Source organism: Arthrobacter sp. SDTb3-6 (assembly GCF_013376095.1).
GTDB lineage: Bacteria > Actinomycetota > Actinomycetes > Actinomycetales > Micrococcaceae > Specibacter.
In genome coordinates, this window is the sequence record NZ_JAAMFN010000002.1 from 73567 (window position 1) to 99210 (window position 25644).

The following is a 25644-nucleotide window of genomic DNA, read 5'->3' on the forward strand; positions in this document are numbered from 1 at the left end:
GATTACTTATGAGAAATACATATATCGGCTCGATTCAGAGCTTTGAACTATCAGTGCGTGCCGGCAGAGCCCCGGGGACGGGAGCGGCGGCCGACTCCTCGATGTAGCGCTTGGGGTTGATCATGACGGCGCCGGTCATCATGACGACCAGGCACAGGCCCAGCGTGGCGAACGACCACGTCCAGGACCCCGTGGCGTCGTGGATGGTGCCGAAGAACAGCGGCGCTATGCCTGCCCCCGCGTACCCCACGCCCTGGCTGAAGCCGGAAAGCACGGAGGAGCCGTGCGTGGTCCGCGAGCGCAGGTTCACCATCAGCAGTGCCGTGGCGAAGGTGCCCTGGCCCAGGCCGGCAGAGGTGACCCACAGCCAGGTCCCGGCAGTGGGCGCCAGGTAGAGGCCCAGGTGCCCGATGGTCCAGAACATGGCAAAGAGTGAAATGGCGATGATCGGGTTCTTCATGCGCGGCACCCACAAGGGAACCAGCAGGCTGACGGGCAGGCCCAAAATCGCGAAATAGGCCAGGGCCGAGCCTGCCGCTGCCGGGTCCAGGCCCTCGCCGGCCAGGTAGGGCGGCAGCCAGGTGAAGTAGACGTAGGTTTGTGCCGAATTGCCGGCCAGGAAAATGGCCAGCCCCCACGCCACCCGCGAGCGCCACGGCACCAGCTTCGGTACGGCGGCCTTCACGGCCGCACCGGGGCCGGTGGAGGCAGTGCCGGGTGCCCGGCCGGCGTCGTCCGCGGCGCTGCGGCGAACCTGTCGGTCACGCAGGGCCTGCGCGGCCCACGGGAGCAGCACCAGGAAGCTGACCGAGGCCCACAGGCCGATGGAGACGCGCCAGTTGGTGAGTCCGGCCACCGGGACGGCCAGCTGCGGGCTGGCCGCCGTGCCCACCGCCAGCAACGTCACGTAGCCGGCCGTCACCACGCCCACGCGGTCCGGGAAGTACTTTTTCACCAGCGGCGGCAGCACCACATTGCCGATCCCGTAACCGGCCATGACCACGGCGCTCCAGCCGAGGAACGGCCACACCTGCCCCGTGGCCGCGCGAACCAGCTGCCCCACCACGGCCAGCACGACGGCGGCCACCAGCACCCTTTCGAGGCCAAAGCGGCGGATCAGCACCGGCGTCAGCAGCCCGAACACGGCGAAGATGAGGGGCGGGAGCATGGCCAGCAGGCCGATCGTGCCGGCGTCGAAGCCCAGTGCGGAGCGCAGCTCCCCCAGCAGGGGTGGCACCACCGAGACGGCCGCACGCAGGCTCACGGCCATGACCATGATGCCCAGCAGCGCCCCGATGCGGCCGGTCCACGGCTTCTTCACAAGATAATTGCTCACTTGACAAGAGTAGTCACTGCCACGACACCACCCGGGCAGGTCTTGTTGACCGGCCCCGGGAGCGGACATACATTGGGAATTGGCCGCCACCCCTGCGGTCCACCCGCCCCGGCCGCCCCCGGCCACCCACGGCAAGGACGCCCATGGACGCAGCACAGCAGCCCGCACCGCCCACCACCCGGGAGGCCTGCCTGGCCGCCGACGCCGCCGACCCGCTGCGCCGCTTCCGCGACGACTTCCTGCTGCCGGGCGGTGTCATCTACCTGGACGGCAACTCGCTCGGGGCCCGGCCGAAGGCCTCCCTGGACGTGGCCGCCCGCGTGCTCGAGCAGGAGTGGGGCACGGGTCTGATCCGCAGCTGGAACACGGCCGGCTGGTTCGGGCTGCCGGGCCGGCTCGGCGACAAGCTGGCTGCGCTGGTCGGCGCCGGCCCCGGTGAGGTGGTGGTCACGGACACCACTTCACTGAACCTGTTCAAGTCGCTGGCCGCGGCGCTGCGCATCCAACAGGCTGCGGACCCCGCCCGGAAGGTGATCGTGACCGAACGTGACAACTTCCCCACGGACATCTACATGGCCGAGGGAATCGCGGACTTCCTGGACCAGGGGCATTCGGTGCGCCTCATCGATGCGGACCTGCCGCTGGAGGACGCGCTGGGAGCCGACGTGGCCGTCGTCGCCCTTTCCCATGTCAACTACCGCACGGGGGCCATGTGGGACATGGCGTCCACCACCTCCCTGGTGCACGACGCCGGCGCCCTGGTGGTCTGGGACCTCGCCCACGCGGCCGGTGCCGTGCCGGTGGACCTGCGTGGCGCCGGGGCGGACTTCGCGGTGGGCTGCACGTACAAGTACCTCAACGGCGGGCCCGGCTCACCCGCGTTCATCTGGGTCAACGCCCGCCACCAGGACCGGTTCTGGCAGCCCCTCTCCGGCTGGTGGGGGCACGCGCGGCCGTTCGCCATGGAGGATGCCTACGAGCCGGTGTCGGGGATCGGCCGGTTCCTGTGCGGGACACAGCCGGTGGTGTCGATGGCGCTGGTGGAATGCGGGCTGGACATCAGCCTCGCGGCGGACATCGGCGCGGTGCGGGAGAAGTCCCTGGCGCTGGCGGAGCTGTTCATCGCCCTGGTGGACGCCCGGCGCGGGGACCATCCGCTGGAGCTGGTCACGCCGCGGGACCCGGGACTCCGCGGCAGCCACGTCAGCTACGCCCATCCCGAGGGCTATGCCGTCATGCAGGCCCTCATTGCCCGCGGCGTCATTGGCGACTACCGCGAACCCCACGTGCTCCGCTTCGGCATCACCCCGCTGTATCTGGGCCGGGCCGACATCTGGGACGCCGTGGAGGCACTGTTCGACATCCTCGACAACCGGCTCTGGGACGCGCCGCAGTTCCGGGAGCGGCTGGCTGTCACGTAGCGGCGGTCCCGCCGAGATCGGGGACAAGCCGCGAGAAAGGCGTCAACCAACACCGTTCTCGCGGCTTGTCCCCTTCCTCGGCGAAAGCGGTAGGGACGGCCCGTTATCCACAATTGCCGATCCCGGCCTTGAAGCCGTGACGGGCCCGCGGAAGACTCTGCCCATGGGAGACGAGAAACTGCTGGAGCGGATCGGGCGCGCGTGGCCGGCGGGCGCGCCGGTGGCAACCACGGCCCAGCTTGCCGCCGCCGGCGTCGGCGACCGGGTGCTCGCCGCCGCGTTGAAACATGGCTGCGTGTACCGCCTGCGCCGGGGCGCCTACGTGCAGGCAGCCCTGTGGCACGAACAAAAGCCCTGGGACCGGGACAAGCTGCGGCTGTATGCGCACATTCTGACCGCACGCGGCAGGCCGCGGTATTCCTACTTCAGCGCGGCCCGCCTGCACGGCCTGTTCATCTGGAATTGCGGGCCCAAGGTGCATGTGACGGCATTCTCCGCCGCCTCGGGAACGGGCACCGCGAGGGACGTCGTCCCGCACCACGACGAGCTGCCGGCCGGAGACACCTGTACCATCCGCCTGCGCAACGGCATGGAGGTGGTGGCCACCACGCTTGAACGCACTGTTGTCGATTGCGCCCGCATGGGCAGGATCGCCGAAGCCGTCGTCATCGGCGACCACGCACTGCGGCGCGGCGCCCGGCTCGAGGCCATGTGGGCCATGCTTGCGGCAGGCACCGGGCGCCGCGGCGTGCGCCGGGCCGCAAAGGTCCTGCGGGCACTCGACCGGCGGAGCGAGTCGCCCGGGGAGAGCCGGACCCGCCTGATCATTGCGGCAATGGACATCCCGCAGCCGGAACTGCAACTGGAACTGCGCGTTGACGGGCACCTGTACCGGCCGGACTTTGCCTGGCGGGAACAAAAAGTCATCGTGGAGTTTGACGGCGATGTCAAGTATTTCGACTTCGGACCCACCCGGGAGGTCCTGCTGGAGGAGCGGAAGCGGGAGAAGAGGCTCATGGAGGCGGGCTGGCGGTTCGTCCGACTGGAGTGGCGGGACCTGTCACGGCCGGCGGACGTCCGGCGGCGGATCCTCGCCGCGCTCGGCTCGATGCAACCCGCCGCCGCAGCCTAAGTGCCGAGATCGGGGACAGGCCGCGAGAAAGGCGTCAGCCAACACCGTTCTCGCGGCTTGTCCCCTTCCTCGGCGAAAGCGCGGCCCGGCCTGCAGGATCGTGCAGAATTCTGCCACCGGCGTTCTAGGATGGAGGCAGCATCTGCGAAAGGAGCCGCACGGCATGGATGCAGCACAGCTTGGCGCCGCCCTGCGTGCCCGGCGCCGCGAACTGGCGCTGACCCAGATTGAGACGGCGGACCTCGCCGACATTTCCACGCGCGTGCTCAGCGACCTGGAAAACGGCCGGGAAACCGTGCGGCTGGACATCCTTTCCGCCGTGGCCAACGCCCTGGGCCTGGCCGTGACGCTTGAGGTGCAGGCCCCGTGAAGAACCCCGAGGACGCCAAGAAGATCCACCACGCGGTGGTCTACAAGCAGGGGCGCCCCGCCGCGACCCTGGTCCGCCACGCGCGTGCCGGCGTTGTTTTCTCCTACCTGCCCGCCTACCTGAACTCCGGCGGCCCGGCCATCGCCTCCACCCTGCCACTGCTGGACATGCCGGTGACGCTGGCCCACGGCAGCGTGCCGGCGTTTTTTGCCGGGCTGCTGCCGGAAGGCGAGCGCCTGGCGAAACTGCGGTGGGCCGTGAAGACCACCATCACCGACGAATTCTCGCTCCTGCTGGCGGCCGGCCAGAATCCCGTGGGCGACGTGCGGATCGTGCCCGCCGGTGACCCCCTCGAGGACGTGCCGCCGCTGCTGGCCGTCACCAAGACGATGGACACCGTGCACTTTTCCAGCTATGCCGCCATCCCCGGCCCCGTGGACCCGTCCGCGCTGCCCGGCCTGCAGGACAAGGCCACCGCCTCCTACGTCCACGACAAGGACACCTCCCGGGCCTACATCCTCAAGTTCAACGACGGCAGCCACGCCCGCCAGGTCGAAACCGAATACCTGATGCTCAACAAGGCGAAGGCGCTGTCCATCCCGGTGGCCGCATCCCGCCTGGTGTACGACGCCGAGCGCCAGGCCGCCCTGCTCGTCTCCCGTTTTGACCGGTCCCCGGCCGGGCCCCTCGCCACCGAGGACGGCGCGCAGCTGCTGGGCCTGCCGCCCTCTCGCAAGTACAGCGTCCCGGCCGAGGCGGTGGCGGCTGCCGTGGCGGCCATGTGTTCGGCCCACGTGCTCGCCGCCCGCAACGTGTTCCTGCAGTTCCTGTTCGGCTGGCTGACCGGCAACGGCAACCTGCACGCCAAGAACATTTCGGTGGTCCGGCACCCGGACGGGGAATGGTTTGTGGCTCCCGCCTATGACCTGCAGTGCACGCTGGCCGCGGAGATTGAACAGGGCTTCGCCGCCGGCGTGCCCGGCGGCATCCTCACCGAGCTGACCGACGGCGACCCCTCCCGCGACCCCGGCATGGCGCTTCCGGTGGGAGGCAGCGCCGGCAGCCGGACCGGGCTGGGACGCAACGACTGGCTGCGCTTTGCCCGCACCCTGCACCTGCCCGAGCGGCTCGCGGCCAAGAGCATTGACAAGGCCCTGGCCGCGTCCGCGCTGACCGCGGCGGAGCTGCCGTTTGGGCCGGACGTCAGCGCCGCCGTCGTCCGCGTCCTGGGCATCCGCCGCGCGGCCATGCGGCCGTAACACAATCCACACGCCCGACCAGTTTTTTTACTGACGGAATGACGGTAAAATAGGGGCATGCCACGAATAGCCGCCCCCACCAACGCGGCGCAGCGCGAGCAGACGCAGCGCAAGATCCTCGACGCCTTTGGCGAGCTGCTGTTCAGCCACGGGCTGCCCGGTCTCACCATGACGGATGTCGCCCGCACCGCCGGCGTCGGCCGCACCGCCGTATACAACTACTATGCCGACCTTGAACAGCTCCTGGTGGCGTACGCGCTGGATGAAACCGGCCGCTTTGTCACGGAGCTGAAGGCCGACCTGGACAGCCTCGGCAACCCGGTGGACAAGCTTGCACTGTATGTCCGTTCCCAGATGGAGGACCTCAGCCGCCGCCACCTGCCGCCGGGGCCCGCCATGCGTTCGGTGCTGTCCGGGGAGTCGTTTGCCAAGCTGGCCGTCCACGTGGGCGAACTGAACCAGCTGCTTGCGGACATCCTGCGCGAGGGCATGGACCAGCACTTCCTGCCCGAAGCGGACGTCGACGGGCTGGTGCAGCTGATCCACGGCTCCCTGACGGCCAGTGCCTCCCGGCGCAATCCCGACACCCCGGACGAGGACCGTGCGGCCGCGGCCATCCGGTTCATCCAGGCCGGGGTCGGCGCCGTGTTTGACGACGACGGGCGCCCCGCCACCATCGCGTAGCAGCCCGGCGGCGTCAGCCTTTCGCGGCGGGCGTTGCCGGCTTGGCGGTGGGCGCCGCAGGCGTGGGGCCCAGCCGCGGGCAGGAGAGCGGCCCCGGGGTCTGGTCCACCTTCCTGGCATCGATCAGGCCGTCATAGCTGCTGGTCACAATGAAGTCGACGGTGGCGTCCTTGCGGCTGTCCTGCACGTACTCGGCACCCTGGACATTGCGCTGGAGGTTGAAGGCGGCGGCCCGCCCGGCAGCGCCGGAGACCACCACCACGGGCGCGTCGTACGGGGTGCTGCCGTTGGCAACCGCCTTGACCTTGTAGCCGCGTTTCTTCAGCTCAGCCGCAACCTGGCCGGCCAGGCCTTCCTCGCTTCCGCCGTTGTACACGTTGACGGTGACGGTTTTGTTCGCCGGGTAGTCAAAGGGCCCGGCCGGGCAGCTGTCGGGCGTGGCCACCGGCCTGGGCGTGCCGAAGTGGAGCACCAGCTCGCCGCGCTGGATCATCCCCGCCACCACCACGCCGGCCACCACCAGGGCGAGCAGCAGCACCAGGGTCACGCCGTGGGTTATGCGCCGCCGGACGGTCCGGGCGGAGTATTCGGCCGTCTCCGGCTCGGGAAAGGCCTCCGCGAGCCCTGCAGCGTCAATGACGTGGTGGCCGTGCCAAAACTGCACGTCCTTGGACCGTTTGCGGGCCAGGCGTTCCTCATACGCTGCATCCTTGACCTGGCGCTTCGCTTCCCGCGCGGCCCGGCGCGCCTGGCGTGCGGTGAGCTGGACGTCGTCGTCCGGGGCACCGTCAGTCATCGATCACCAGCACCCGGGCGTGCAGGATGGTGCGCTGGTGCAGCGCGGTGCGCACGGCCCGGTGCAGCCCGTCCTCCAGGTAGAGGGTGCCGCGCCACTGCACCACATGCGGGAAAAGGTCGCCAAAAAACGTTGAGTCCTCCGCCAGCAGCGCCTCCAGGTCCAGCTGTGCCTTGGTGGTCACCAGATCCGCCAGCCGCACCTGCCGCGGGGGCACCGACGCCCAGTCCTTGGGCGTTACATGGCCGTGGTCAGGATAGGGGCGTTTGTCGCCAACTGCTTTGAAGATCACCACACCAGACTATGGAGTGGGGCTCCCCATGGGAACTTCACCCGGTCCGAGCCGCGGGTGTGTTGCCAAATGGTTACAGTCAGGTTCGGCCCCCGGGGGCGAAGGCTGCAATCATGGTTCCATGACGAGAGAAACCCCGCCGCTGGCCCTTTTGCTGGACGTGGACGGCCCCATTGCCAGCCCCGTGACCCGCACCGTGTCCGCCGAAATCATCGCGAGCCTGATCGCCCTGGTCCGCGAGGGCATCCCGGTGGTGTTCAACACCGGGCGTTCGGACGCCTTCATCGCCGAGCAGGTCATGGGCCCCATGATCGAGGCCGGCATGCCCGCCCGTTCCGTGGTGCACGCCATTTGTGAAAAGGGCGCCACCTGGTTCAGTTTCACGGCCAACGGCCCCGGCACCGTCCATCTGGACCGAGAGCTGGCCATGCCGGCAGCCTTCGCAGACGATGTCCGCACGCTCGTGGCCACAAAGTATGCCGAGTTCATGTTCTTCGACGAAACCAAGCGGGCCATGGTGTCCGTGGAGCAGCAGGTCACGGTGGACAGCGCCGGCTACCTGGCCCAGCAGGACCGTTTCGACGCCGACGCCCTGGAGCTGCTGGCCCGCCACGACCTCGGCGCCGTCCGCCTGGACCACCGCGCCCCGGCCTCCTCCGGGCGCGTGGACTACCGCGTGGACCCGACCATCATCTCCACCGACATCGAATCGGTCCGGCTCGGCAAGGACCTCGGCGCCAGCCGGGCCGTGGAACTGCTGGCCGGGCAGGGCATCGTCCCCGAGGCGTGGCGGACCATGGGGGACTCGAGGACCGACTACGCCATGGCCGACTGGCTGCACCACCAGGACCACGAGGTCAAGCACGTGGACGTGCGCCCGGCCGACGGCGTTCCCGCCAAGCCCTACCCCATCCTCACCTCGGTGGACCTGGGCCTGGACCGGAACTTCATCCACGACGACGCCGGCGCCGCCTTCCTCAAGGCCTGGCTCGACGCCGTCACGGCCTAGCGGGCGAGCGCTGCCTCCACCGCGGCCACCAGCTCGGGTGAGTCGGGCGCAACCGCGGAGGCAAAGCGGGCCACGAGCGCGCCGTCGTGGTTGAGCAGGAACTTCTCAAAGTTCCACCTGACGGGCTCGGCACCGCCATCCGTGAGGGCGGCAAAAAGCCGGTGGGCATCCGGGCCGTTGACGTCCGCCTTGGCGGCCAGCGGGAAGGTCACACCGAAGTTCTTGCGGCAAAATTCGGCAATCTCGCCGTCGGTGCCCGGTTCCTGTCCGCCAAACTGGTTGCAGGGCACGCCCAGGATGACCAGCCCGCGGTCCTGGTACTTTTCATGGAGCGCTTCGAGGGCGTCGTACTGCGGGGTGAATCCGCACTGCGAGGCGACGTTGACCACCAGGACGGCCGTGCCGCCCAGGGCGGCGAGGCTGCTGGCGGTGCCGTCGTTGAGGGTCAGGGGAATGGTCTGCAAGGTTTCTGTAGTCACGTTTTGATTCTATGGCCCGGCGGTTCAGTTGTTGCGCCCGCGCGCAGCCACGGCCCACGTCCCCGCCGGCGCGCCGTCCCGGACCACCACCAGCTCGTCGGCGAGGTTGACCGCGGCGCACACGTGGTTGGGCACGGCCTGCAGGATGTCCCCGCGGCGGGGCATCGGGACGCCGTCGGGAATGGCGACGGTGGCATGGTGCTCGGAGAGGGCCGTGATCCGGGCGCCGGGCATCCCGAGGATCCGCCCGCCGCCGGTGGCCCAGGCTGGCTGGTCGGCCCCGAGGACCTTGCTGCCGGCGTCGAGGATCACGCTGCGCCCGGTGCTGCTGACCACGGTTGCGACGGCGGTCAGGGCCACGTCGTCCCATCCGCAGCTGCCCAGTTCCACCTGTTGGGCGTCGTTGAAGGCGTACACGCCGGGGCGCAGTTCCGTGAGCACGCCGGCGTCCGCGTCCGCAGCGGTGGGGGTTGACCCGCCACTGACGGTGCCTGCCGGGATGCCGGCGGCCACCAGGGAGGCCGCCGCCGTGGCGAGTGCCGCCGCCTCCTGGCCGGCTGCCGGCCCGCGTTTCCCCGGCCCATAGCCGTGGCCGGGGAAGGTGAAGACGCCCGCCACGGCGAGCCCGTGGTCCAGGGCCGCCTGCGCCACGGTGCCGGCGTCGTCCGGGCGGCAGCCGCTGCGGTGGTGGCCGCTGTCCACTTCCACCACCACCTGCACGCCGCAGCCGGCGACGGCCTGCCCCAGCTCGCGGGCAGCTTCCACGGAGTCGACGCCGATCCGCAGGGCGGCACGGGCGGCCAGCGACTTGATGCGCGCCGCCCGTGCCGGGGTGACCCACAAGGGGTAGGCCAGGAACAGGTCCGTGCAGCCGGCAGCGGCGAACACCTCGGCCTCGCCCAGCGTGGCGACGGTGAGCCCGACGGCGCCCAGCTCCAGCTGGCGCCGGGCAATTTCGGGCACCTTGTGGGTCTTGGCATGCGGCCTGAGGGACAGGCCGGCCGCCGCGGCCCGCCCGGCCATGGCCGCGAGGTTGCGGTCCATGACCTCCGCATCGACGCACAGGAACGGCGTGGAGGGAAATTCGGGGGCGGCAAAGTTCGTCTGGTCCATGGCACCATGATGCCATCCGCGCCGGTGCGGCCGGTTCCAGGGCGGAAGAAATGATCCACCGCGGGTGCGGACGCTGTTTAAGGCGGCGACGTCACGGCCATGGAAAAGCAAAAAAGTGGTCCCGCTCCATGCCTGGGGCACGGTGCGGGACCACTTTTCATTCTGTGCGGAGGATGGGGGATTTGAACCCCCGAGGGCGTTAACCCAACACGCGTTCCAGGCGTGCGCCATAGGCCGCTAGGCGAATCCTCCAGCTGCCGTGGCGAACACGGCAGGTTCAAGAGTACCTGACGAAGTGCCGAAGTCACGAATCGGGGCCTGCCGGTGCGGGCGGAGGGCAAGAAAGAGGGGTAGTGGGGCCCCGTTCAAGCTCCACTACCCCCATTTCCCATGCGGTCCATCGGAAGGCAGACCCTCTTGCTGGGGACTGGCGCCGTGGCGCCTGTCCCTGCACTCCGCCGCGGTGCTCCCTCCGCGGGTGGCGTGCATTCGCAACTTTACAACATTGTCACGCAGCTGTGACATATTGCGGCAAATATTTCGCGAGTTGAAACATGGGCGGTTTGGCGCGGCCGCGGACGAACCCGGAAAGGCCCGCAGCCGCGGCCGGGCGGCCCGCCAGGGTGCCTTGACCGGCGTCGTGTCCCACTACCGCAGGCCGTGCCGGACTGCCAGGGCGGCGGCAACAAAAGCGGCAATGGCAAAGAGGAAGGTCAGGATCCACAGCAGCGCCTGCTGGTCGCCGTGGTGGCGCACCTTCTGGGTGCTTTGCGTCGAGAAGGCCTCGACGCGCAACATGGCGGATATGCCGCAGATAAAGGCGAGCGCCATGAATATCCATTGAAAAATTCCGTAGATCATTTTGACCGTCATCTCCTCATGGCCTCGGGCGGCAGGGGCAGGTCGGCCCGGGACCTTTTTCGCAGCTGTTAAAGAAGGAGCGTCCCTCTCGCGAACGTACCACCCCGCCCTGAAAATTGGTATGGCACGGGCGCCGGTCCCTGCCCCGGCACGGATTCGCCCGTCCCGCGTCCGTCGGGTAAGCTGATTCCCGGCCCCTCATGTGGCGTCACCCTGTGAACTCCCCCAGGACCGGAAGGTAGCAAGGGTAAGCGGGCTCTGGCGGGTGCATGGGGGGTCTTTATTTTTTCCCTGGACTTATCCCCAACCTCGCCCGATTCCGCCGGGGCGACGGGCGGTTTGTCAGGCAGATTGGATAGGGTTTTATCTGTGAGCGCACCAACAGCCCTTTACCGCCGGTACCGTCCCGATTCCTTTGCGGACGTGATCGGCCAGGAGCATGTGACCGCCCCGCTCATGGCCGCCCTGGAAAAGAACCGGGTCAACCACGCCTACCTGTTTTCCGGCCCCCGCGGCTGCGGAAAGACCACGTCCGCCCGCATCCTGGCCCGCTGCCTGAACTGTGCGCAGGGCCCCACCTCCCACCCGTGCGGCGAGTGCGACAGCTGCATCGAACTGGCGCGCGGCGGTGCCGGTTCCCTGGACGTCATCGAGATTGACGCGGCCAGCCACGGCGGTGTCGACGACGCCAGGGACCTGCGCGAACGCGCCACCTTCGCCCCGATCCGCGACCGCTACAAGATCTTCATCATTGACGAGGCCCACATGGTGACCTCGGCCGGCTTCAACGCCCTGCTGAAGATCGTTGAGGAGCCGCCGGAGCACATCAAGTTCATCTTCGCCACCACGGAGCCGGACAAGGTCATCGGCACCATCCGCTCGCGCACACACCACTACCCGTTCCGACTCGTCCCGCCGGAGCCCCTCATGGCGTATCTGGCACGGTTGTGCGAACAAGAGGGTGTGCCGGTGGCCCCCGGGGTCCTGTCGTTGGTGATCCGCGCGGGCGGCGGTTCGGTGCGCGATTCGCTCTCGGTGCTGGACCAGCTCATGGCCGGTGCCGGGGCGGCGGGCCTGGACTATGAGCTTGCCGTCGACCTGCTCGGCTATACGCATGCTTCCCTGCTGGACGACGTCGTGGAGGCCCTCGCCGCCGCCGACGCCGCCACCGTGTTCAAGTCCGTGGACCGCGTCATCCAGACCGGGCATGACCCCCGCCGCTTTGTGGAGGACCTGCTGGAGCGCTTCCGCGACCTCATCATTGTCCAGGCCATGCCCGAAAGTGCGCACGCCATTTTGCGTGGCACCCCCGACGAGCTGATCGCCCGCATGCAGACGCAGGCCGCGCAGCTCGGCGCCTCCGAACTTTCGCGCGCCGCCGACGTCACCAACAGCGCCTTTAACGAGATGACGGGCGCCACCTCGCCCCGGCTGCACCTGGAACTGCTCGGCGCACGCCTGCTGCTGCCCGGCGCCGACGCCTCCGCCCGCGGCATGGCGTCCCGGCTGGATGCGATGGAACGGCGCCTCAACTATGGCGGCGCCCCGGCCGGCACGGACTCCGGGCCGGGCCTGGAGGCTGCCGCCACTGCCCCCAGTACGATGCCGACCCCCATGGACGCTCCCCCCGTCGCCCCGGGCGGCGGGCTGGCTGCCGTGCGCGCCCAGCTCGCCAAGGCCAAGGCCGACGCCGGCGCGCAGGTTGCCAGCCGCCATCCGGAAAGGGTGCAGCATGCCCCGGTGCCGGCAGGGGAAGCACCGGTGCCGGCTGGGGAAGGACCGGTGCCGGCTGGGGAAGGACCGTCGGGGGTACCGGCCGGTCCTTCCGGCGAGCCCGAGGAACGGCAGGACCGCCCGGATCCGGCACCCCACCGGCAGCCCACCTGGGGCGACCTCGATGTTGCGCCCGCTCCAGAGCCGCCCGCTCCACAGCCCGACGCCGGGCCATGGCACACGACTGCCCCCTCCTCCCGGCTGGCGGACGCAGGGCACCGCGCGACTCCGCGGCAGCAGGCATCGGCGCCAGCGGCCGCCCCGCAGGAAACGGCAGTCGGTGAACCGGCAGCACCGCCCGTGCAGCAGGCCTCCGCACCCACAGGTCCGGGCCCGGGTCCGGCCTCCGGCGGCACCGGCATCGAAGTCATTCGGCGCGCGTGGCCGGAAATCCTGGCCAACCTCAGCAACATCCGCAAGGCGTCGTGGGCCATGGTGAACCAAAATGTGGTGCCCCGTGCCTTTGATGGCGAAACCCTGCGGGTGGCCCTGCCCACCACGGCACTGATCCAGACATTCGGCAACAGCGGCCACGCCGAGAACCTCCGCCAGGCCATCCACACCACCCTGGGCATCAGCTGCCGGCTCGATCCCATCACGGGCGACGCCCCGAACCCGGGATCGAGCGCTGAGCCAAACCCAAAAGAACCGGCTGACCCGGGGCCCCCCGGCAGCGCCGGCCGCCCTCCCCTGGGCCAGGCCCCTGCCACCGCGGCAGCCGGCAACACGCCGCCTTACGGCGCTGCACCGGCCATGCCTGCCCCCGCCGGCCCGTCGGCCGGCGGCACCAGCCCGTCCCCTGCCGCGCAGCCGCGCCCCACGGCGCCCGTCCCTGCCCGGCAGCCGGACCTGGCACCTCAGCCGGCCCGTGCCCAGGCCGTTGCACCCTCTGCCGCCTCTCCCGCCGTGGAAGCCACACCCACGCCGCACCCAGCTCCAGCGGCAGCTCCAGCGGCAGCGCCGGCGCCCGCCCCCTCCGCACCGGAGACCCGGAATGGGCAGCCGGCAGGCGGGGCCCGCCCCGGTGTTCGCGTGTCGGAGTGGGACGGGCCCATCCCCGAGGAGCCGTCGTGGGACGACGAGCCCCCGTTCGACGACTGGTCGGAACCCGTTCCGCCGCAGTTCCGGGAATCGGCGCCACCGCCTGGCGGACCGCATCCGGCCCGGGCGCAACAACCGCCGGCCGCACCGGGGCAAGCCCTCCCCGCCCCGGCACCTTCCTCTGAGCCGGCCAGGGAACAGCAACCGTCCGCCGCGGCCGTCGCCGCCCAGGCAGGCAGCGCAAACAGCGCAACCGGGCCTGCCCCGGCAGCTGCACCGGAACCCTACCGGCCCAAGGTTTCCCCCATTTCCGCATGGACCACGGGCTGGGACATGCCCTCCGACCAACCGTCGGAGGCACCCGCATCAGCGCCGGAAGAACCTGCGGTGCCCCGGCGCAGCCAGCTGCTGGCAGCCCAGGCAGGGCAGTCCGCCGGCCGGAACAACCAGCAGGACGCCCCCCAGGACTGGGGCGTCTCCCTGGGCGGCCCGTCGCGAAACACCGTGGCCGATCCCGGCTGGGGCGCCCCTGCCGAGGCGCCCGACTGGGCCACGCCCGCACCGTCCCCCGCCGGTACTGCCGCCCCCGGTGCGAATTCCGCCCAGCCGGGGACCGGCAGCCGGGACCTTGGCAGCACTGATGCCGCCCCGGCGGGCACCACACAGGCACCACCCGGCGCACCCGCGGCCGCCCCACGACCGGGCACGCCCGCAGCCGCCCCACGAAACGGCGACACGCCCGCAGCGCCAACGCGCGACGGCGGGCAGGACGTGTCGGGGGGAACGCCGTCGTCCGAGGCACGGCAAGCCCCGGCAGCCGGCGAAAAGCTGAGCATGTACCAGCGCCTCTCCAACAGCGCCGAGGCCCAGGCCGGACGGAGCCGCGTCCAGGCACGGCCGGCGGACGCCCCGTATGTTGAGGACGTGCCGAGCGAGGACGACGTCACCATCGAGGAATCGGGCGTGGCCGGCCAGGCCGCCGTGGAGCGTATCCTTGGCGGGCAGCTGGTGGAGGAACGCCCCCTCCACGGCAGCAGCTACTGACCGGCCGGCACTTCCACCCACCCGTTTTGGATCCAGGAGAATTGAGTAAAAGTGTACGAGGGAGCAGTCCAGGAGCTCATCGACGAACTGGGGCGCCTGCCCGGAATCGGCCCGAAGTCTGCCCAGCGGCTGGCCTTCCACATCCTGGAGGCGGACACCGAGGACATGCAGCGGCTGGTGCGGTCCATCATTACGGTGAAGGAACGGGTCAAGTTCTGCACGATCTGCGGCAACGTCACCGAGCAGGAAACCTGCAACATCTGCCGGGACGAGCGGCGTGACCCCACCGTCATCTGCGTCGTGGAGGAATCCAAGGACGTGCTGGCCGTGGAACGCACGCGCGCGTTCCGGGGCCGGTACCACGTGCTCGGCGGCTCCATCAACCCGATTGCCGGGATCGGCCCGGACCAGCTGCGCATCCGCGAACTGCTCACCCGGCTCAACGACAGCAAGATCGAGGAGATCATCATCGCCACCGACCCCAACCTGGAGGGCGAGGCGACGGCCACCTACCTCTCGCGCATGCTCAAGACCATTGGCATCACCGTGACCCGGCTGGCCTCGGGCCTGCCCGTCGGCGGCGATTTGGAGTACGCCGACGAGGTCACCCTGGGCCGCGCCTTTGAAGGCCGCCGGAACGCCCTGACGTAGTCGGCCCTATCGGCCTGCAAGCCCGGCCAGCCGCTCCTTCGTCGGCGTCCCGGGCGTGGGTACGTACAGCACAAAGTGCAGCTCCGGCGCGTCGGAGGGCACCAGCCGGTGCTGTTCAAACACCAGGCTGCCCACGGCCGGGTGCAGGAACACGCGCTGCCGCGAGGCGAACCCCTGGACTCCGCGCCCGCCCCAAATGCCGGCGAACTCCGGGCTGGCCGCGGAGAGCCTGTCCACGAGTGCCGTGTGCTCCGGCGAACCGATGCGGGAGCCGGCCTCGGCCCGGAACTCGGTCACGAAATGCCGCGATGTCACCTCCCAGTCCGGCAACATCTGCCGCAGCTGCGGGTCGGTAAAAACGAGCCACAGCAGGTTCCGTTCGGAGGGGTCCACCTGGACGATCCGTGAGTACAACAGCGCGTACGCGGCGTTCCAGCCGGCAATTCCCCAATCCGGGGCGACCGCGAACGCCGGAAAATCCAGGGCATCCAACAGGGCCTGCAAATGGGGCGGGATGTCATCAATGGCCCGGGACCCGGACGCGTGCACGGGTGCGTGTCCGCCCAGCGCCAGCACGTAGTCCAGTTCGGCCACGCTCAGCCGCAACACCCGGCCCACTGATTCGAGCACCTGGCGCGAGGCGTTGATGTCGCGCCCCTGTTCAAGCCACGTGTACCAGGTGACGCTGACGGCGGCGAAGGCGGCCACCTCCTCGCGGCGCAGTCCCATCGTCCGGCTCCGCCCAATGGGAGGCAGGCCAAGGTCCGCCCGAAGCAGCCCGGCGCGGCGGCCGCGGAGAAACTGGCCCAGCTCCCGGCGTCGTTCTTCATTCATTGCTCCTAATCTAGCACCGCCACTACTAGTATTGGCGCCGTCTTCTGCGCGGGCGGGAATGCTGGTTGACTGTCACCATGCCTCCTTTACGCTCACGCACAGTCACCCACGGCCGCAACATGGCCGGCGCCCGCGCCCTCATGATGGCCTCCGGCGTCGCCAAGTCGGACATCGGCAAGCCGATCATCGCCGTCGCCAACTCCTTCACCGAGTTTGTCCCCGGACACACGCACCTTGCCCCCGTAGGCCGGATCGTCTCCGACGCCATCCACGCAGCCGGCGCCATCGCCCGCGAATTCAACACGATCGCCGTGGATGACGGCATCGCCATGGGCCACGGCGGCATGCTCTACTCGCTGCCCTCCCGCGACCTGATCGCCGACTCGGTCGAGTACATGGTCAACGCCCACTGCGCCGACGCGCTCGTGTGCATCTCCAACTGTGACAAGATCACCCCCGGCATGCTCATGGCCGCCATGCGCCTGAACATCCCCGTCGTGTTTGTCTCCGGTGGCCCCATGGAGGCCGGCCGCGTCACCCTGACCGACGGCTCCGTCCGCTCCCTGGACCTGGTGAACGCGATCTCCGACGCCGTGGACGAGGCCATCTCCGACGCCGACATCAACCTCATCGAGGAGAATGCCTGCCCCACCTGCGGTTCCTGTTCGGGCATGTTCACGGCCAACTCGATGAACTGCCTGACGGAAGCCATCGGCCTGTCGCTGCCCGGCAACGGCTCCGTGCTGGCCACCCACACCGCCCGGAAGGCGCTGTACGAGCGCGCCGGGGCAACCGCCGTCGAACTGGCCCGCCGCTACTACGAGGACGACGACGACTCCGTCCTGCCGCGCAACATCGCCACCCCGGCGGCGTTCGACAACGCCATGGCGCTGGACATCGCCATGGGCGGCTCCACCAACACGATCCTGCACCTGCTCGCCGCGGCACAGGAAGCCGGGGTGGACTACGACCTGGCCGACATGGACGCCCGCTCCCGCCAGGTGCCCTGCCTGGCCAAGGTGGCCCCGAACGTGGCCGGCAACAAGACCTACTACATGGAGGACGTGCACCGCGCCGGCGGCATCCCCGCGCTGCTGGGCGAGCTGAACCGCGGCGGGCTGCTGCACCAGGACGTCCATTCCGTGCACGCCGGCAGCCTGAGCGCCTGGCTGGACGACTGGGACATCCGCGGCGGCAAGGCCACCGGGGAAGCCCGGGCGCTGTGGAATGCGGCCCCCGGGGGCGTGCGGTCCTCGACGGCATTCTCGCAGTCGAACGAGTGGACCTCGCTGGACACCGACGCGGCCGGCGGCTGCATCCACGACGTGGCCCACGCCTACTCGAAGGATGGCGGGCTCGCGGTGCTGCGCGGCAACGTGGCCATGGACGGCGCGGTGGTCAAGACGGCCGGCGTCGACGAGTCGATCTGGACCTTTGAGGGCCCGGCCGTGGTCTGCGAATCACAGGAAGACGCCGTGACGAAGATCCTGGACAAGACCGTCAAGGAGGGCGACGTCGTCGTCATCCGCTATGAGGGCCCCAAGGGCGGACCGGGCATGCAGGAAATGCTCTACCCGACCTCGTTCCTGAAGGGCCGCAGGCTCGGCAAGGCCTGCGCCCTCATTACCGACGGCCGCTTCTCGGGCGGCACGTCGGGCCTGTCGATCGGCCACATCTCCCCCGAGGCGGCCGCCGGTGGCACCATCGCCCTGGTCGAGGACGGAGACCTGATCCGCATCGACATCCCCAACCGCTCCCTGGAGCTGGTAGTGGAGCAGTCCGTGCTGGATGCCCGCCGCGAACGGCTCGAGGCGACCACGGGGTACCGGCCCGCCAACCGCCAGCGGGTCGTGTCCGCCGCGCTGCGCGCCTACGCGTCAATGGCCACGAGCGCGGACAAGGGTGCAGTGCGCCAGGTACCGGAGAACACGGTGCTAATGAAGGCCCCGCAGACCGCGGCCGCCGTCGGCTAGCCACCCCGGCCGGACTTCCGGGCAGGGTGCAAAAATGCGCCCGTCCCCCACGAATGCGCCCCGTCCACAGGGCGCATTTTCGGGAGGCGGGCGCATTTTTCGATGCGTGGCCGCGGTCCGGTGTCCGTCATGTGGACGCCCCAATTCCAGATCAGCAGCGCGCTGGGTCTAAACTGGGTGCAACTGCCCAACGCGCCACCTTTGCCGCACAGGCCGCGCGCGTGGCGCTGTTCGGGGGCGAACGGCAGCGAATGAATTCCCGTAAATAGATGAGTGTGCACCCATGAGCTTGATCGTCCAAAAGTACGGTGGATCGTCCGTGTCCGATGCCGCGGGCATCCTCCGTGTTGCCCGCCGCGTGGTGGCGACCCAGAACGACGGCCACGAGGTGGTGGTGGTGGTGTCCGCCATGGGCGACACCACCGACGAACTGCTGGACCTCGCCGGGGAAGTGGCCGAACACCCGCCGGCGCGCGAACTGGACATGCTCATGACCGCCGGCGAGCGTATTTCCATGGCGCTGCTGGCCATGGGCATCAGCGCCCAGGGCGGGGTGGCCCAGTCCTTCACGGGCAGTCAGGCCGGCATGATCACCGACGGGATCCACGGCAAGGCCCGGATCATCGACGTGGACCCGCACCGCGTGCGCACCGCCCTGGACAAGGGCAAGGTGGCCATTGTCGCCGGCTTCCAGGGCATGAGCCGCACCACCCACGAGATCACCACGATGGGCCGCGGCGGCTCCGACACCACCGCCGTTGCCCTGGCCGCAGCCCTGAATGCGGACGTCTGCGAAATTTACACCGACGTGGACGGCGTGTACACGGCCGATCCGCGGGTTGTCTCCACGGCACAGAAGATCAGCAAGATCTCCAGTGAGGAAATGCTGGAAATGGCGGCCTCCGGCGCCAAGATCCTGCACCTGCGCTGCGTGGAATACGCCCGCCGCTTTGGCCTGCCCATCCATGTGCGGTCGTCCTTTAGCGACCATGAAGGAACCTGGGTGCTGCCCAGCCCCGACGACAAAATCAAGTTCACAGAAGGAGTTGCCTTGGAGCAGCCCATCATCTCCGGCGTGGCGCACGACCGGTCCGAAGCCAAGGTCACCGTGGTAGGCGTGCCGGACATTCCCGGCAAGGCAGCCATGATCTTCGGCATCATTGCCGGCGCGCGCACCAACATCGACATGATCGTGCAGAACATCTCCACGCAGGGCTCGGGCAAGACGGACATCTCCTTCACCCTGCCCATGGTGGAGGGCGAGGAAGCGCTGGCGGCCCTGCGCGGCCGGCAGTCCGACGTCGGCTTTGAGGACCTGATCTACGACGACAAGATCGGCAAGCTCTCCCTGATCGGCGCCGGCATGCGCTCCAACCCGGGCGTGTCCTACAGCTTCTTCAAGGCGCTGTCCGACGCCGGGGTGAACATCGACTTGATCTCCACCTCCGAGATCCGCATCTCCGTGGTGACGCGCGCGGACCTGCTGGACACGGCCGTGCGCGCCGTCCACCAGGCCTTCGGGCTCGACGGCGAGGATGAGGCCACCGTCTACGGCGGCACCGGCCGCTAGGCTGACGCCCGGGACGGGCAGCACACCAGGGGTGCCGGCCGCATGGTGGCGGCCGGCACCCCTGGTGCATTTCATCCCGCCCCGTCAGGCGGTTTCTTCGTCCTTTTCAACGGCGTAGTGCTGCCCGTCGGATCCGGTCCGCTGTTCAAAGTGGGCAAGCTGTTGTTCGCTTGCTTCCTCAAAGGCATCATGGCGGTGCACCACGGGGGCGTCCGAGTCACCTTGGTCGGCGGGGCCAAAGACCTTCTGGAACTTTTCCGTGGCGTGCATGAATTTGATGACGAACTTCTCGTCGCGAGCCATCATCAACACCCCCTCTCCGGCTGGACGCGTGTGATAGCTATCCCATAATCCTAAACGACCCGGACCCAAAAAGATAATAAAAATATGCCCTAATTGACGGCCGAAAATGCCGCGGCCCCGGCTATCGCAGGGAACGGTCGCCAGGGTCCTTGGGCACCAGGTAGCTTGTCCCGTCGGCGCGCGTGACGGTGGTCCACTGCGCCGTTGCTTCCTGCTGGCGGGCCAGCAGTTCCTTGTTTTCAGCTGTCATTTCATGGTCCAGGGGGCTGCTGTGGGCCGGGCCGAAGATGAGGCGCAGGCGGCCGGTGAAGCGCATGAACCGTTGGACCCGGGAGTTGTCTGCCATGGTGGGGTAATCCTTCACTGTGGAGGCGGCGATGGCATCCATAGTACCCTTTTACTTAGTGCACTAAGTAATTTCCGCCCACCCATTCAAGGAGACTTCCGTGTCCGCCCAGGAAAACGACCTGCTGCTTGAACGCCAACTCTGCTTTGGCCTCAGCGTCGCCTCACGCAGCGTCATTGCAGCCTACAAGCCGGTGCTCGCCAAACTGTCGCTGACCCACCCGCAGTACCTGGTCATGCTGGCGCTCTGGGAGCAGGCCCCGCGCCAGGTCAAGGACATCGGCGCCGCCCTGCTGCTGGAGCCGGCCACGCTGTCGCCCCTCCTGAAGCGGCTCGAGGTTCTGGGCTATGTGAGCCGGCACCGCTCGGCCGAGGACCACCGCGCCCTGGCCGTGGACCTGACCCCGGCCGGTGCCGCCCTGCGCGGGAAGGCGTTGTCCGTGCCCGGGACCATGATGGCGCGCCTGGGCCTGGACCGGGAGTCCGCCATGGCCCTGCACCACAGCATGATGGCACTGATCGAGGCCGCCACCCGCGTCGACGCCATGGCGGATAATTAGACCATGACCCCACCCGCGCCGGAGCTCCTTGACCAGGACACGTGGCAGGCCAGGGAGGCCGCCCACCACGAGCGTGTGGACCGCTACGCCGTTCCCTATCTGGCGCGCCGTTCCGTCGGCCGGAAGCACCCCGTGGAGGATTTCCTCTTCACCTACTACACGCAAAAGCCCGGCCAGCTGCGCCGCTGGCACCCCGGCGCCGGCGTGGTTCTCCGCGGCCAGGGGGCCGCCGAGCGCCTGGACTGGAGGTTCTACCGCCCCCACCCGGGTGCCGGCGTCGGGCTTGACGCCGGGCAGTTTCTGGCACAGCGCAGGAAGGCCGTGGACTTTGCCCGGGTCATCCTGGGCCGCACGGCCGCCCGGCCCGCGCAGTTCGGCTGCTTCGGGCTGCATGAATGGGCCATGGTGTACAGGCAGGAAGCGAACCAGGTCCGGCACGAGTACCTGGACCTGCGGCTCGGGCCGGCCGGCACGGACGCCGTGGTGGAGGAAAGCAGGATCCGCTGCACGCACTTCGACGCCTACCGTTTTTACACGCCGCAGGCCGCAGGGCTCAACGAGCTGCGGCCCACGCGGGAGAACCAGCGGGACCTGGAACAGCCCGGCTGCCTGCACGCCAACATGGACCTCTACAAGTGGGCGTACAAGCTCTCGCCCGCGCTGCCCAGCGAACTGGTCATGGACTGCTTTGAACTGTCGTGGCGGATCCGGGCCATGGACATGCAGGCCTCCCCGTACGACCTCGCCGAGTGGGGCTATCCGCCCATTCCCATCGAGACGGCGGCCGGCAAGGCGGACTACGTGGCCCGGCAACGCGCGTTCAGCGCCGAGGCGGAAGTGCTGCGGGCCCGGCTCAGCGAGGCCCTGGACCGCCTCGACGCAGCCCCCTGACAAACGCTCGGTTGCAATCGGGGCGCTTTCCCGCAACGCCCGGTTGCAACCGGGGCACTATTTAGCAACGCTTTCGCCGCTCGCGCGGGAGGGTTTGCAATAATCGCCCCGATCGCGCGGAAGGGTCGGGAAAAACACCCCCGATCGCGCGGGAGGGTTGTTCACGCGAGGGCGGCGGCGAGCCGGGGTGCCAAACGCGCGGCCATGATGGCATAGCCGGCCGTGTCCGGGTGCAGGGTGTCGGGCAGGCGCTCGAAGGCCTCCTGCGCCGTGAGCACGGAGGCGCCGTCGATGCAATGCAGGCGTGAATCGCCCCGACGGCGCAGCTGGGCGACGACATTGGCGGTGGCCGCCCGGTAGTCGGCGAGCGTCCAGCCGACGGCGTTGGGCTTGTCCTCGCGCGGCAGGGACAATACGGGGCTGATGACCACCATCGGCACGTGCGGGTGTGCCCGGCGGACCGTGGCGATGAAGCCTTGCACGGCGCCGGCGTACGTCCGTTCGGAGAACGTGGCCGCGTTGTAGCTGTTGATGCCAACGCACAAGGAGATGATGTCGGCAGGTGTTTGGGCGATGGTGTCCGCCGCGGCGGGGTCCAGCTGGCACTCCCCGGCCAACCCCAGGTTGGTCAGCTGCCACCCGTTGCGTGCGGCCACGAGGGCCGGCCAGGTCTGGGTGGGTCCGTCGGCCTGCTGGCAGTGCGTGATGGAGCTGCCGTAGGTGATCCACCGCGGCCCCTCCTCGAGGGCGGGGGTGACGGTCCCGCCCTCGAACGTCGCCTGCTGCAGCGTGAAATCGCCAAAGTGCGGGAGCCACAGAACAACGGTTGAATGTGGCGGCACATCCGCCAGGTCGACCTCGTGGAGGTGCGGTCCCGCCGCCGGGAGACGATGCATGCGCCGGCCGTTGACCACGACGTCGTAAGGAGCACAGCCTTCAGCCCCGTGGCCGGCAACCGTGAGCGTGCCGCCATTCGTGCGCCAGCCGGCACGGACGCCGGCGGGCATGGCGGCCCGGTTGGCCAGGCCGTCGGTGGACGGCGGCAGGTAGCCGGAGGGGTCCAGGCGGAGGAAATGCCGGGCACCGTCGTCGTCCGTGTCCATCCGGAACAAGCCGGTCCACTGCGCTGGAACTGAAACCATGGGAGCAGTCCTATCGATGGTGGGGACGGGGCCGCCCCGCCGTGCGGCGGCGCGACCCCGTCCCCGGCCTGCCTTACGGGGTGACGTGGAAGGCCCCGTACGAGACCTGACTGCCGTCCTTGTCGAGCAGGACCAGGGTGTCCTGGCCGTTCTTGGTGCCGTCCGGCACCGTGAACGTGATGGTCCCGTGGGCGTCGGCCAGGAACCAGCCAAAGCGCTGCCCGTGCTGGTTCAGGTAGAGGTAGCTCCACTGGTGGGCGGCGGCGCCGTGCACCGTGACGGTGTCGCCGACGCTGTATTTGCCGCCCTGCAGGCCCAGGTCGACCGGCGGCCGGCCATTGAGGTTGGCCCGGTCGACGGCGGGGCTGGACGCCGGCTTGGGCGGGAGCACCGGCAGGACCAACGCCGCTGCGGCGGGCCCGACGGCGGCCGTCCTGGCCCCGTTGTGCCCGGTGGCGGCAACGGAAGTGGCTGCCACCTGCCCCGCCGCCAGTTCCGCCGCGGTCACGGTCCGGGTGGACGTGAAGGTTGCGGATTCCCCGGGTGCCAGGCTGGCCACCGGGGAGGCGGTGCCGGCCGCGGCCACGTCCGTGAGCGGCACGTTGCCGGCGTTGGTGACGGTGGCGGTGGTGGTGACCGTGTCGCCGGGGTTGGCGAATCCGTTGCCGTCGACGTCGTTCCAGGCCATGGACGCCGTGCCGGTGAGCCGCGGGTTGCGCACCATCAGGTCAACTTCGTCGCCCGTGATGGTGTAGTCCTGTGTTGCCGCGCCGGTGCCCGTGACCTGCCAGGTGGTGGCCGGGACAAAGAAGCCCTGTGCCGCCTCGCCCGCAGTGACCACGTGCTTGGGCGTGATGCAGTTGTAGCTGCCCCAGACGGGCAGGGACAGGTAGCGGCAGTTGCCGGGTCCCGGCGGCAGGAAGGGCGCAAAGTTGCCGGACTGCGGCACCACGGCCTCGGTGATGTTGCCCGTGCTGGCCACGGCGAAGGAATAGGGCACGGCGTCCCCGGCAACGTAGGGGTCGGCCGCCAGGTCGCGTCCGGCGTCGTTGCGGGCGCCGGTGATCGGCGCGCCCACAATGGTCTCGGTGGCGCCGCCCGTGATGGTCACGGGAACCGAGGCGCTGAGCACGTGGCCCAGCACGGTGGCCTGGGCGGTGATGCTGGTGCTGCCTGCCTTGGCGTAGGACGGGATGGTCACGGGAACCGTGACAACCGCCTGGCCGCCGGCCTGGATGGTGGGGACCTGTACGGAGCCGAACTGCCAGCCGGGCAGGGGCGCGAACGTCGCCGTGGCTCCGTCGATGGCCTTGGCCGAGGTGTTGGTGACGGTGAGGGAGGCCGCCACCGTGGCGCCGTTGTTCCCGGTGACCGGTGCGGCCGCCAGGCCGGCGTCGCAGAAGGCATCCACCCAGCCGGCATTGAACTTGCCGAAGGTGATGGTGTTGGAGTCCCCCTCATACAGGATCCCAAAGCTGCCGTCGGAGAGGGCCGTGATGGTGGAGTAGCTCATGGCGCCGGCCTTGAACTGCTTGCCGGCGCTCCACGTCGTGCCGTCGTCGCAGGAGTAGCGGACGGTGCCGTTGGTGCGGCTGGTGCTGCTGTTGGAGTTGGAGAACAGCAGCACCTTGGCCTTCCGGGTGCCCTCGGCGGCGTCCGGGAACATCCGGGTCAGGCCGGCGTTGTTGGTGGGGTCCACCAGGGCCGAGTCATAGTGGACGGCGCCGTAGCTGGCGCCGCCGTCGGTGGAAATGGCGATCTTGCGGCCGCCGCCGCGGGAGCTGTCGCGCGAGTTGAGCATGACGCGCCCGTCGGAGAGTTCCACCACCTTGTTCTCGTCCATGCCGGTGCCGACGAAGGCCCCGCGCTGCCAGGTCTTGCCGTGGTCGTCCGAATAGACGCTGTAGGCCTGGATTTGGGTGCTGCCGTCGGCCTGCCTGACCTTTCCGGCATACTGCTGGATCAGGCGGCCCTTGAATTGGCCGTACTTGAGCTGGATGCCTTCCCCGGAGGAGGCGAACATGCCGGCCACACCGCCCACGTTGTCCACGCCGTTGACCGTGGCGCCTGCCGGCTTGGCCACCGAGGTGACCAGCGGGCCGGCGAACCCGGAATACGCGGATCCGGCCGGGTAGCCGGCCGGGACGGGCAGCGAGGGCATGTTGGCCGGGTCCGTGGACCAGCTCAGGCCGCCGTCGGTGGAGACGGAGACCTCGGTGCTGATGACCTGGCGGTCGGCGTCGTCGTTTCCGAAGGTGCTGCCGGCAAAGCCCTGGTCCTTGGAGTAGACGTGGAAGTTGAAGACCGTGCCGGTCTCCTTGTCCACCACGTAGCTGGGGTCGCTGAAGCCGTAGCGGAGCACCCCCGGGGCGGCGACCTGGCCGCGGGCTATGTAGCTCGGCGCACCCCAGGACTTGCCGCCGTCGGTGCTGCGCCGCTGCACAATCGAGTTGGGCGACGGCGAGTCCCCGCCGTCGGGGCGGCCGTCGTAGGCCGCCAGCAGCACGCCCTTGCCCAGGTCGGCGAGGGCAACGATGCGGTAGTACTTGCCCAGCACGGGGTCAATGGCGTTGTCGCCGTTGCTGGCAAGCACCTGCTCCGTGTAATTCGGGGTCGGCACGGGGACGGGAGCCGCGGGAACGGCGGCCATGGCGGGCGACACCATGGTGGCGAGCAGGCCTGCACCCAGGACGCCGGCGGCGGTGGTCCGTGGCCAGCCCTTCCATCGGCGCAATTTATCGGTGGACTTCATGTGATCCTTTCAA

The 25644-nt window shown here is 69.3% G+C and carries 23 protein-coding genes, 1 tRNA gene and 1 other RNA gene; 13 read left to right on the plus strand and 12 right to left on the minus strand.

The window, feature by feature from the left end:
• Positions 1-34 precede the first annotated feature (34 nt).
• Positions 35-1336 carry a CynX/NimT family MFS transporter gene (locus G6035_RS01295; protein ID WP_256882283.1) on the minus strand — a complete coding sequence of 434 codons (1302 nt, stop codon included), beginning with the start codon at positions 1334-1336 and terminating at the stop codon, positions 35-37.
• A 143-nt stretch (positions 1337-1479) separates the two neighbouring features.
• On the opposite strand from G6035_RS01295, the gene kynU reads away from it, so the two are divergent.
• The 5 genes from kynU to G6035_RS01320 all read left to right on the plus strand — a co-directional run bounded on the left by kynU (position 1480) and on the right by G6035_RS01320 (position 6202).
• Positions 1480-2757: a kynureninase gene (gene kynU / locus G6035_RS01300; RefSeq protein WP_176615264.1), complete on the plus strand. Its 1278-nt coding sequence runs from the start codon at positions 1480-1482 to the stop codon at positions 2755-2757.
• Between the two features lie 163 nt (positions 2758-2920).
• Entirely contained in the window at positions 2921-3889 is a 969-nt protein-coding gene (locus tag G6035_RS01305; RefSeq protein ID WP_176615265.1) for a type IV toxin-antitoxin system AbiEi family antitoxin domain-containing protein, read from the plus strand.
• 163 nt (positions 3890-4052) lie between these two features.
• On the plus strand, positions 4053-4259 hold the full coding sequence (locus tag G6035_RS01310) for a helix-turn-helix domain-containing protein (protein WP_176615266.1): 207 nt from the start codon (positions 4053-4055) through the stop codon (positions 4257-4259).
• Positions 4256-5518 carry a HipA domain-containing protein gene (locus tag G6035_RS01315; RefSeq protein WP_176615267.1) on the plus strand — a complete coding sequence of 421 codons (1263 nt, stop codon included), beginning with the start codon at positions 4256-4258 and terminating at the stop codon, positions 5516-5518. The genes G6035_RS01310 and G6035_RS01315 overlap by 4 nt, the downstream gene beginning before the upstream one ends.
• Before the next feature lie 57 nt (positions 5519-5575).
• Positions 5576-6202 carry a TetR/AcrR family transcriptional regulator gene (locus tag G6035_RS01320; RefSeq protein WP_176615268.1) on the plus strand — a complete coding sequence of 209 codons (627 nt, stop codon included), beginning with the start codon at positions 5576-5578 and terminating at the stop codon, positions 6200-6202.
• A 13-nt stretch (positions 6203-6215) separates the two neighbouring features.
• Here the strand turns inward: G6035_RS01320 and G6035_RS01325 are convergent, their stop codons facing one another.
• Both G6035_RS01325 and G6035_RS01330 read right to left on the minus strand, forming a co-directional pair.
• Positions 6216-6998 carry a LytR C-terminal domain-containing protein gene (locus G6035_RS01325; RefSeq protein WP_176615269.1) on the minus strand — a complete coding sequence of 261 codons (783 nt, stop codon included), beginning with the start codon at positions 6996-6998 and terminating at the stop codon, positions 6216-6218.
• Positions 6991-7290, minus strand: a complete 300-nt coding sequence (locus G6035_RS01330; RefSeq protein ID WP_176615270.1) for a type II toxin-antitoxin system VapB family antitoxin — start codon at positions 7288-7290, stop codon at positions 6991-6993. Before G6035_RS01330 ends, G6035_RS01325 begins: the two co-directional genes overlap by 8 nt.
• Positions 7291-7411: 121 nt before the next feature.
• Between G6035_RS01330 and G6035_RS01335 the strand changes: the two genes are divergently transcribed.
• Complete coding sequence (locus tag G6035_RS01335) at positions 7412-8299, plus strand: hypothetical protein (RefSeq protein ID WP_176615271.1); 888 nt, start codon at positions 7412-7414, stop codon at positions 8297-8299.
• Here G6035_RS01335 and G6035_RS01340 read toward each other — a convergent pair.
• From G6035_RS01340 to G6035_RS01355, 4 genes are all read right to left on the minus strand, one after another.
• A complete protein-coding gene (locus G6035_RS01340; RefSeq protein WP_176615272.1) occupies positions 8296-8778 on the minus strand; it encodes a glutathione peroxidase in 483 nt (160 codons plus the stop codon). The genes G6035_RS01335 and G6035_RS01340 overlap by 4 nt on opposite strands.
• A gap of 24 nt (positions 8779-8802) precedes the next feature.
• Positions 8803-9891, minus strand: a complete 1089-nt coding sequence (locus G6035_RS01345; RefSeq protein WP_176615273.1) for an alanine racemase — start codon at positions 9889-9891, stop codon at positions 8803-8805.
• Positions 9892-10058: 167 nt separating this feature from the next.
• Positions 10059-10143: transfer RNA gene (locus G6035_RS01350), tRNA-Ser, on the minus strand.
• 396 nt (positions 10144-10539) lie between these two features.
• Positions 10540-10764, minus strand: a complete 225-nt coding sequence (locus G6035_RS01355) for a hypothetical protein (protein WP_176615274.1) — start codon at positions 10762-10764, stop codon at positions 10540-10542.
• 177 nt (positions 10765-10941) lie between these two features.
• Here G6035_RS01355 and ffs point away from each other — a divergent pair.
• The 3 genes from ffs to recR all read left to right on the plus strand — a co-directional run bounded on the left by ffs (position 10942) and on the right by recR (position 15261).
• An RNA gene (ffs, locus tag G6035_RS01360) (signal recognition particle sRNA small type) lies at positions 10942-11037 on the plus strand.
• 84 nt (positions 11038-11121) lie between these two features.
• The gene (locus G6035_RS01365) at positions 11122-14610 is read left to right on the plus strand and encodes a DNA polymerase III subunit gamma and tau (RefSeq protein WP_176615275.1); all 3489 of its coding nucleotides are present in this window, start codon (positions 11122-11124) and stop codon (positions 14608-14610) included.
• Positions 14611-14661: 51 nt separating this feature from the next.
• On the plus strand, positions 14662-15261 hold the full coding sequence (gene recR, locus G6035_RS01370; protein WP_176615276.1) for a recombination mediator RecR: 600 nt from the start codon (positions 14662-14664) through the stop codon (positions 15259-15261).
• Between the two features lie 6 nt (positions 15262-15267).
• Here recR and G6035_RS01375 read toward each other — a convergent pair whose 3' ends face one another.
• The gene (locus G6035_RS01375; RefSeq protein WP_176615277.1) at positions 15268-16095 is read right to left on the minus strand and encodes a helix-turn-helix transcriptional regulator; all 828 of its coding nucleotides are present in this window, start codon (positions 16093-16095) and stop codon (positions 15268-15270) included.
• 77 nt (positions 16096-16172) lie between these two features.
• On the opposite strand from G6035_RS01375, the gene ilvD reads away from it, so the two are divergent.
• Both ilvD and G6035_RS01385 read left to right on the plus strand, forming a co-directional pair.
• The gene (gene ilvD / locus G6035_RS01380) at positions 16173-18068 is read left to right on the plus strand and encodes a dihydroxy-acid dehydratase (protein ID WP_176615278.1); all 1896 of its coding nucleotides are present in this window, start codon (positions 16173-16175) and stop codon (positions 18066-18068) included.
• A 283-nt stretch (positions 18069-18351) separates the two neighbouring features.
• Entirely contained in the window at positions 18352-19638 is a 1287-nt protein-coding gene (locus tag G6035_RS01385) for an aspartate kinase (RefSeq protein WP_176615279.1), read from the plus strand.
• An 84-nt stretch (positions 19639-19722) separates the two neighbouring features.
• On the opposite strand, the gene G6035_RS01390 is transcribed toward G6035_RS01385, so the two are convergent.
• Together G6035_RS01390 and G6035_RS01395 are read right to left on the minus strand one after the other, a co-directional pair.
• Entirely contained in the window at positions 19723-19944 is a 222-nt protein-coding gene (locus G6035_RS01390) for a hypothetical protein (protein ID WP_306295615.1), read from the minus strand.
• Between the two features lie 118 nt (positions 19945-20062).
• Positions 20063-20287 (minus strand): hypothetical protein, encoded by a 225-nt coding sequence (locus tag G6035_RS01395; protein WP_176615375.1) that lies wholly within the window; start codon positions 20285-20287, stop codon positions 20063-20065.
• A 100-nt stretch (positions 20288-20387) separates the two neighbouring features.
• On the opposite strand from G6035_RS01395, the gene G6035_RS01400 reads away from it, so the two are divergent.
• Together G6035_RS01400 and G6035_RS01405 are read left to right on the plus strand one after the other, a co-directional pair.
• Positions 20388-20846, plus strand: coding sequence for a MarR family winged helix-turn-helix transcriptional regulator (locus G6035_RS01400; RefSeq protein WP_371130767.1), 459 nt, complete (start codon positions 20388-20390; stop codon positions 20844-20846).
• 3 nt (positions 20847-20849) lie between these two features.
• On the plus strand, positions 20850-21737 hold the full coding sequence (locus tag G6035_RS01405; protein WP_176615280.1) for a 3-methyladenine DNA glycosylase: 888 nt from the start codon (positions 20850-20852) through the stop codon (positions 21735-21737).
• Positions 21738-21898: 161 nt separating this feature from the next.
• Here the strand turns inward: G6035_RS01405 and G6035_RS01410 are convergent, their stop codons facing one another.
• Both G6035_RS01410 and G6035_RS01415 read right to left on the minus strand, forming a co-directional pair.
• A complete protein-coding gene (locus G6035_RS01410; RefSeq protein WP_176615281.1) occupies positions 21899-22879 on the minus strand; it encodes a GDSL-type esterase/lipase family protein in 981 nt (326 codons plus the stop codon).
• A gap of 73 nt (positions 22880-22952) precedes the next feature.
• Positions 22953-25631 (minus strand): exo-alpha-sialidase, encoded by a 2679-nt coding sequence (locus tag G6035_RS01415; RefSeq protein WP_176615282.1) that lies wholly within the window; start codon positions 25629-25631, stop codon positions 22953-22955.
• Positions 25632-25644 lie beyond the last annotated feature (13 nt).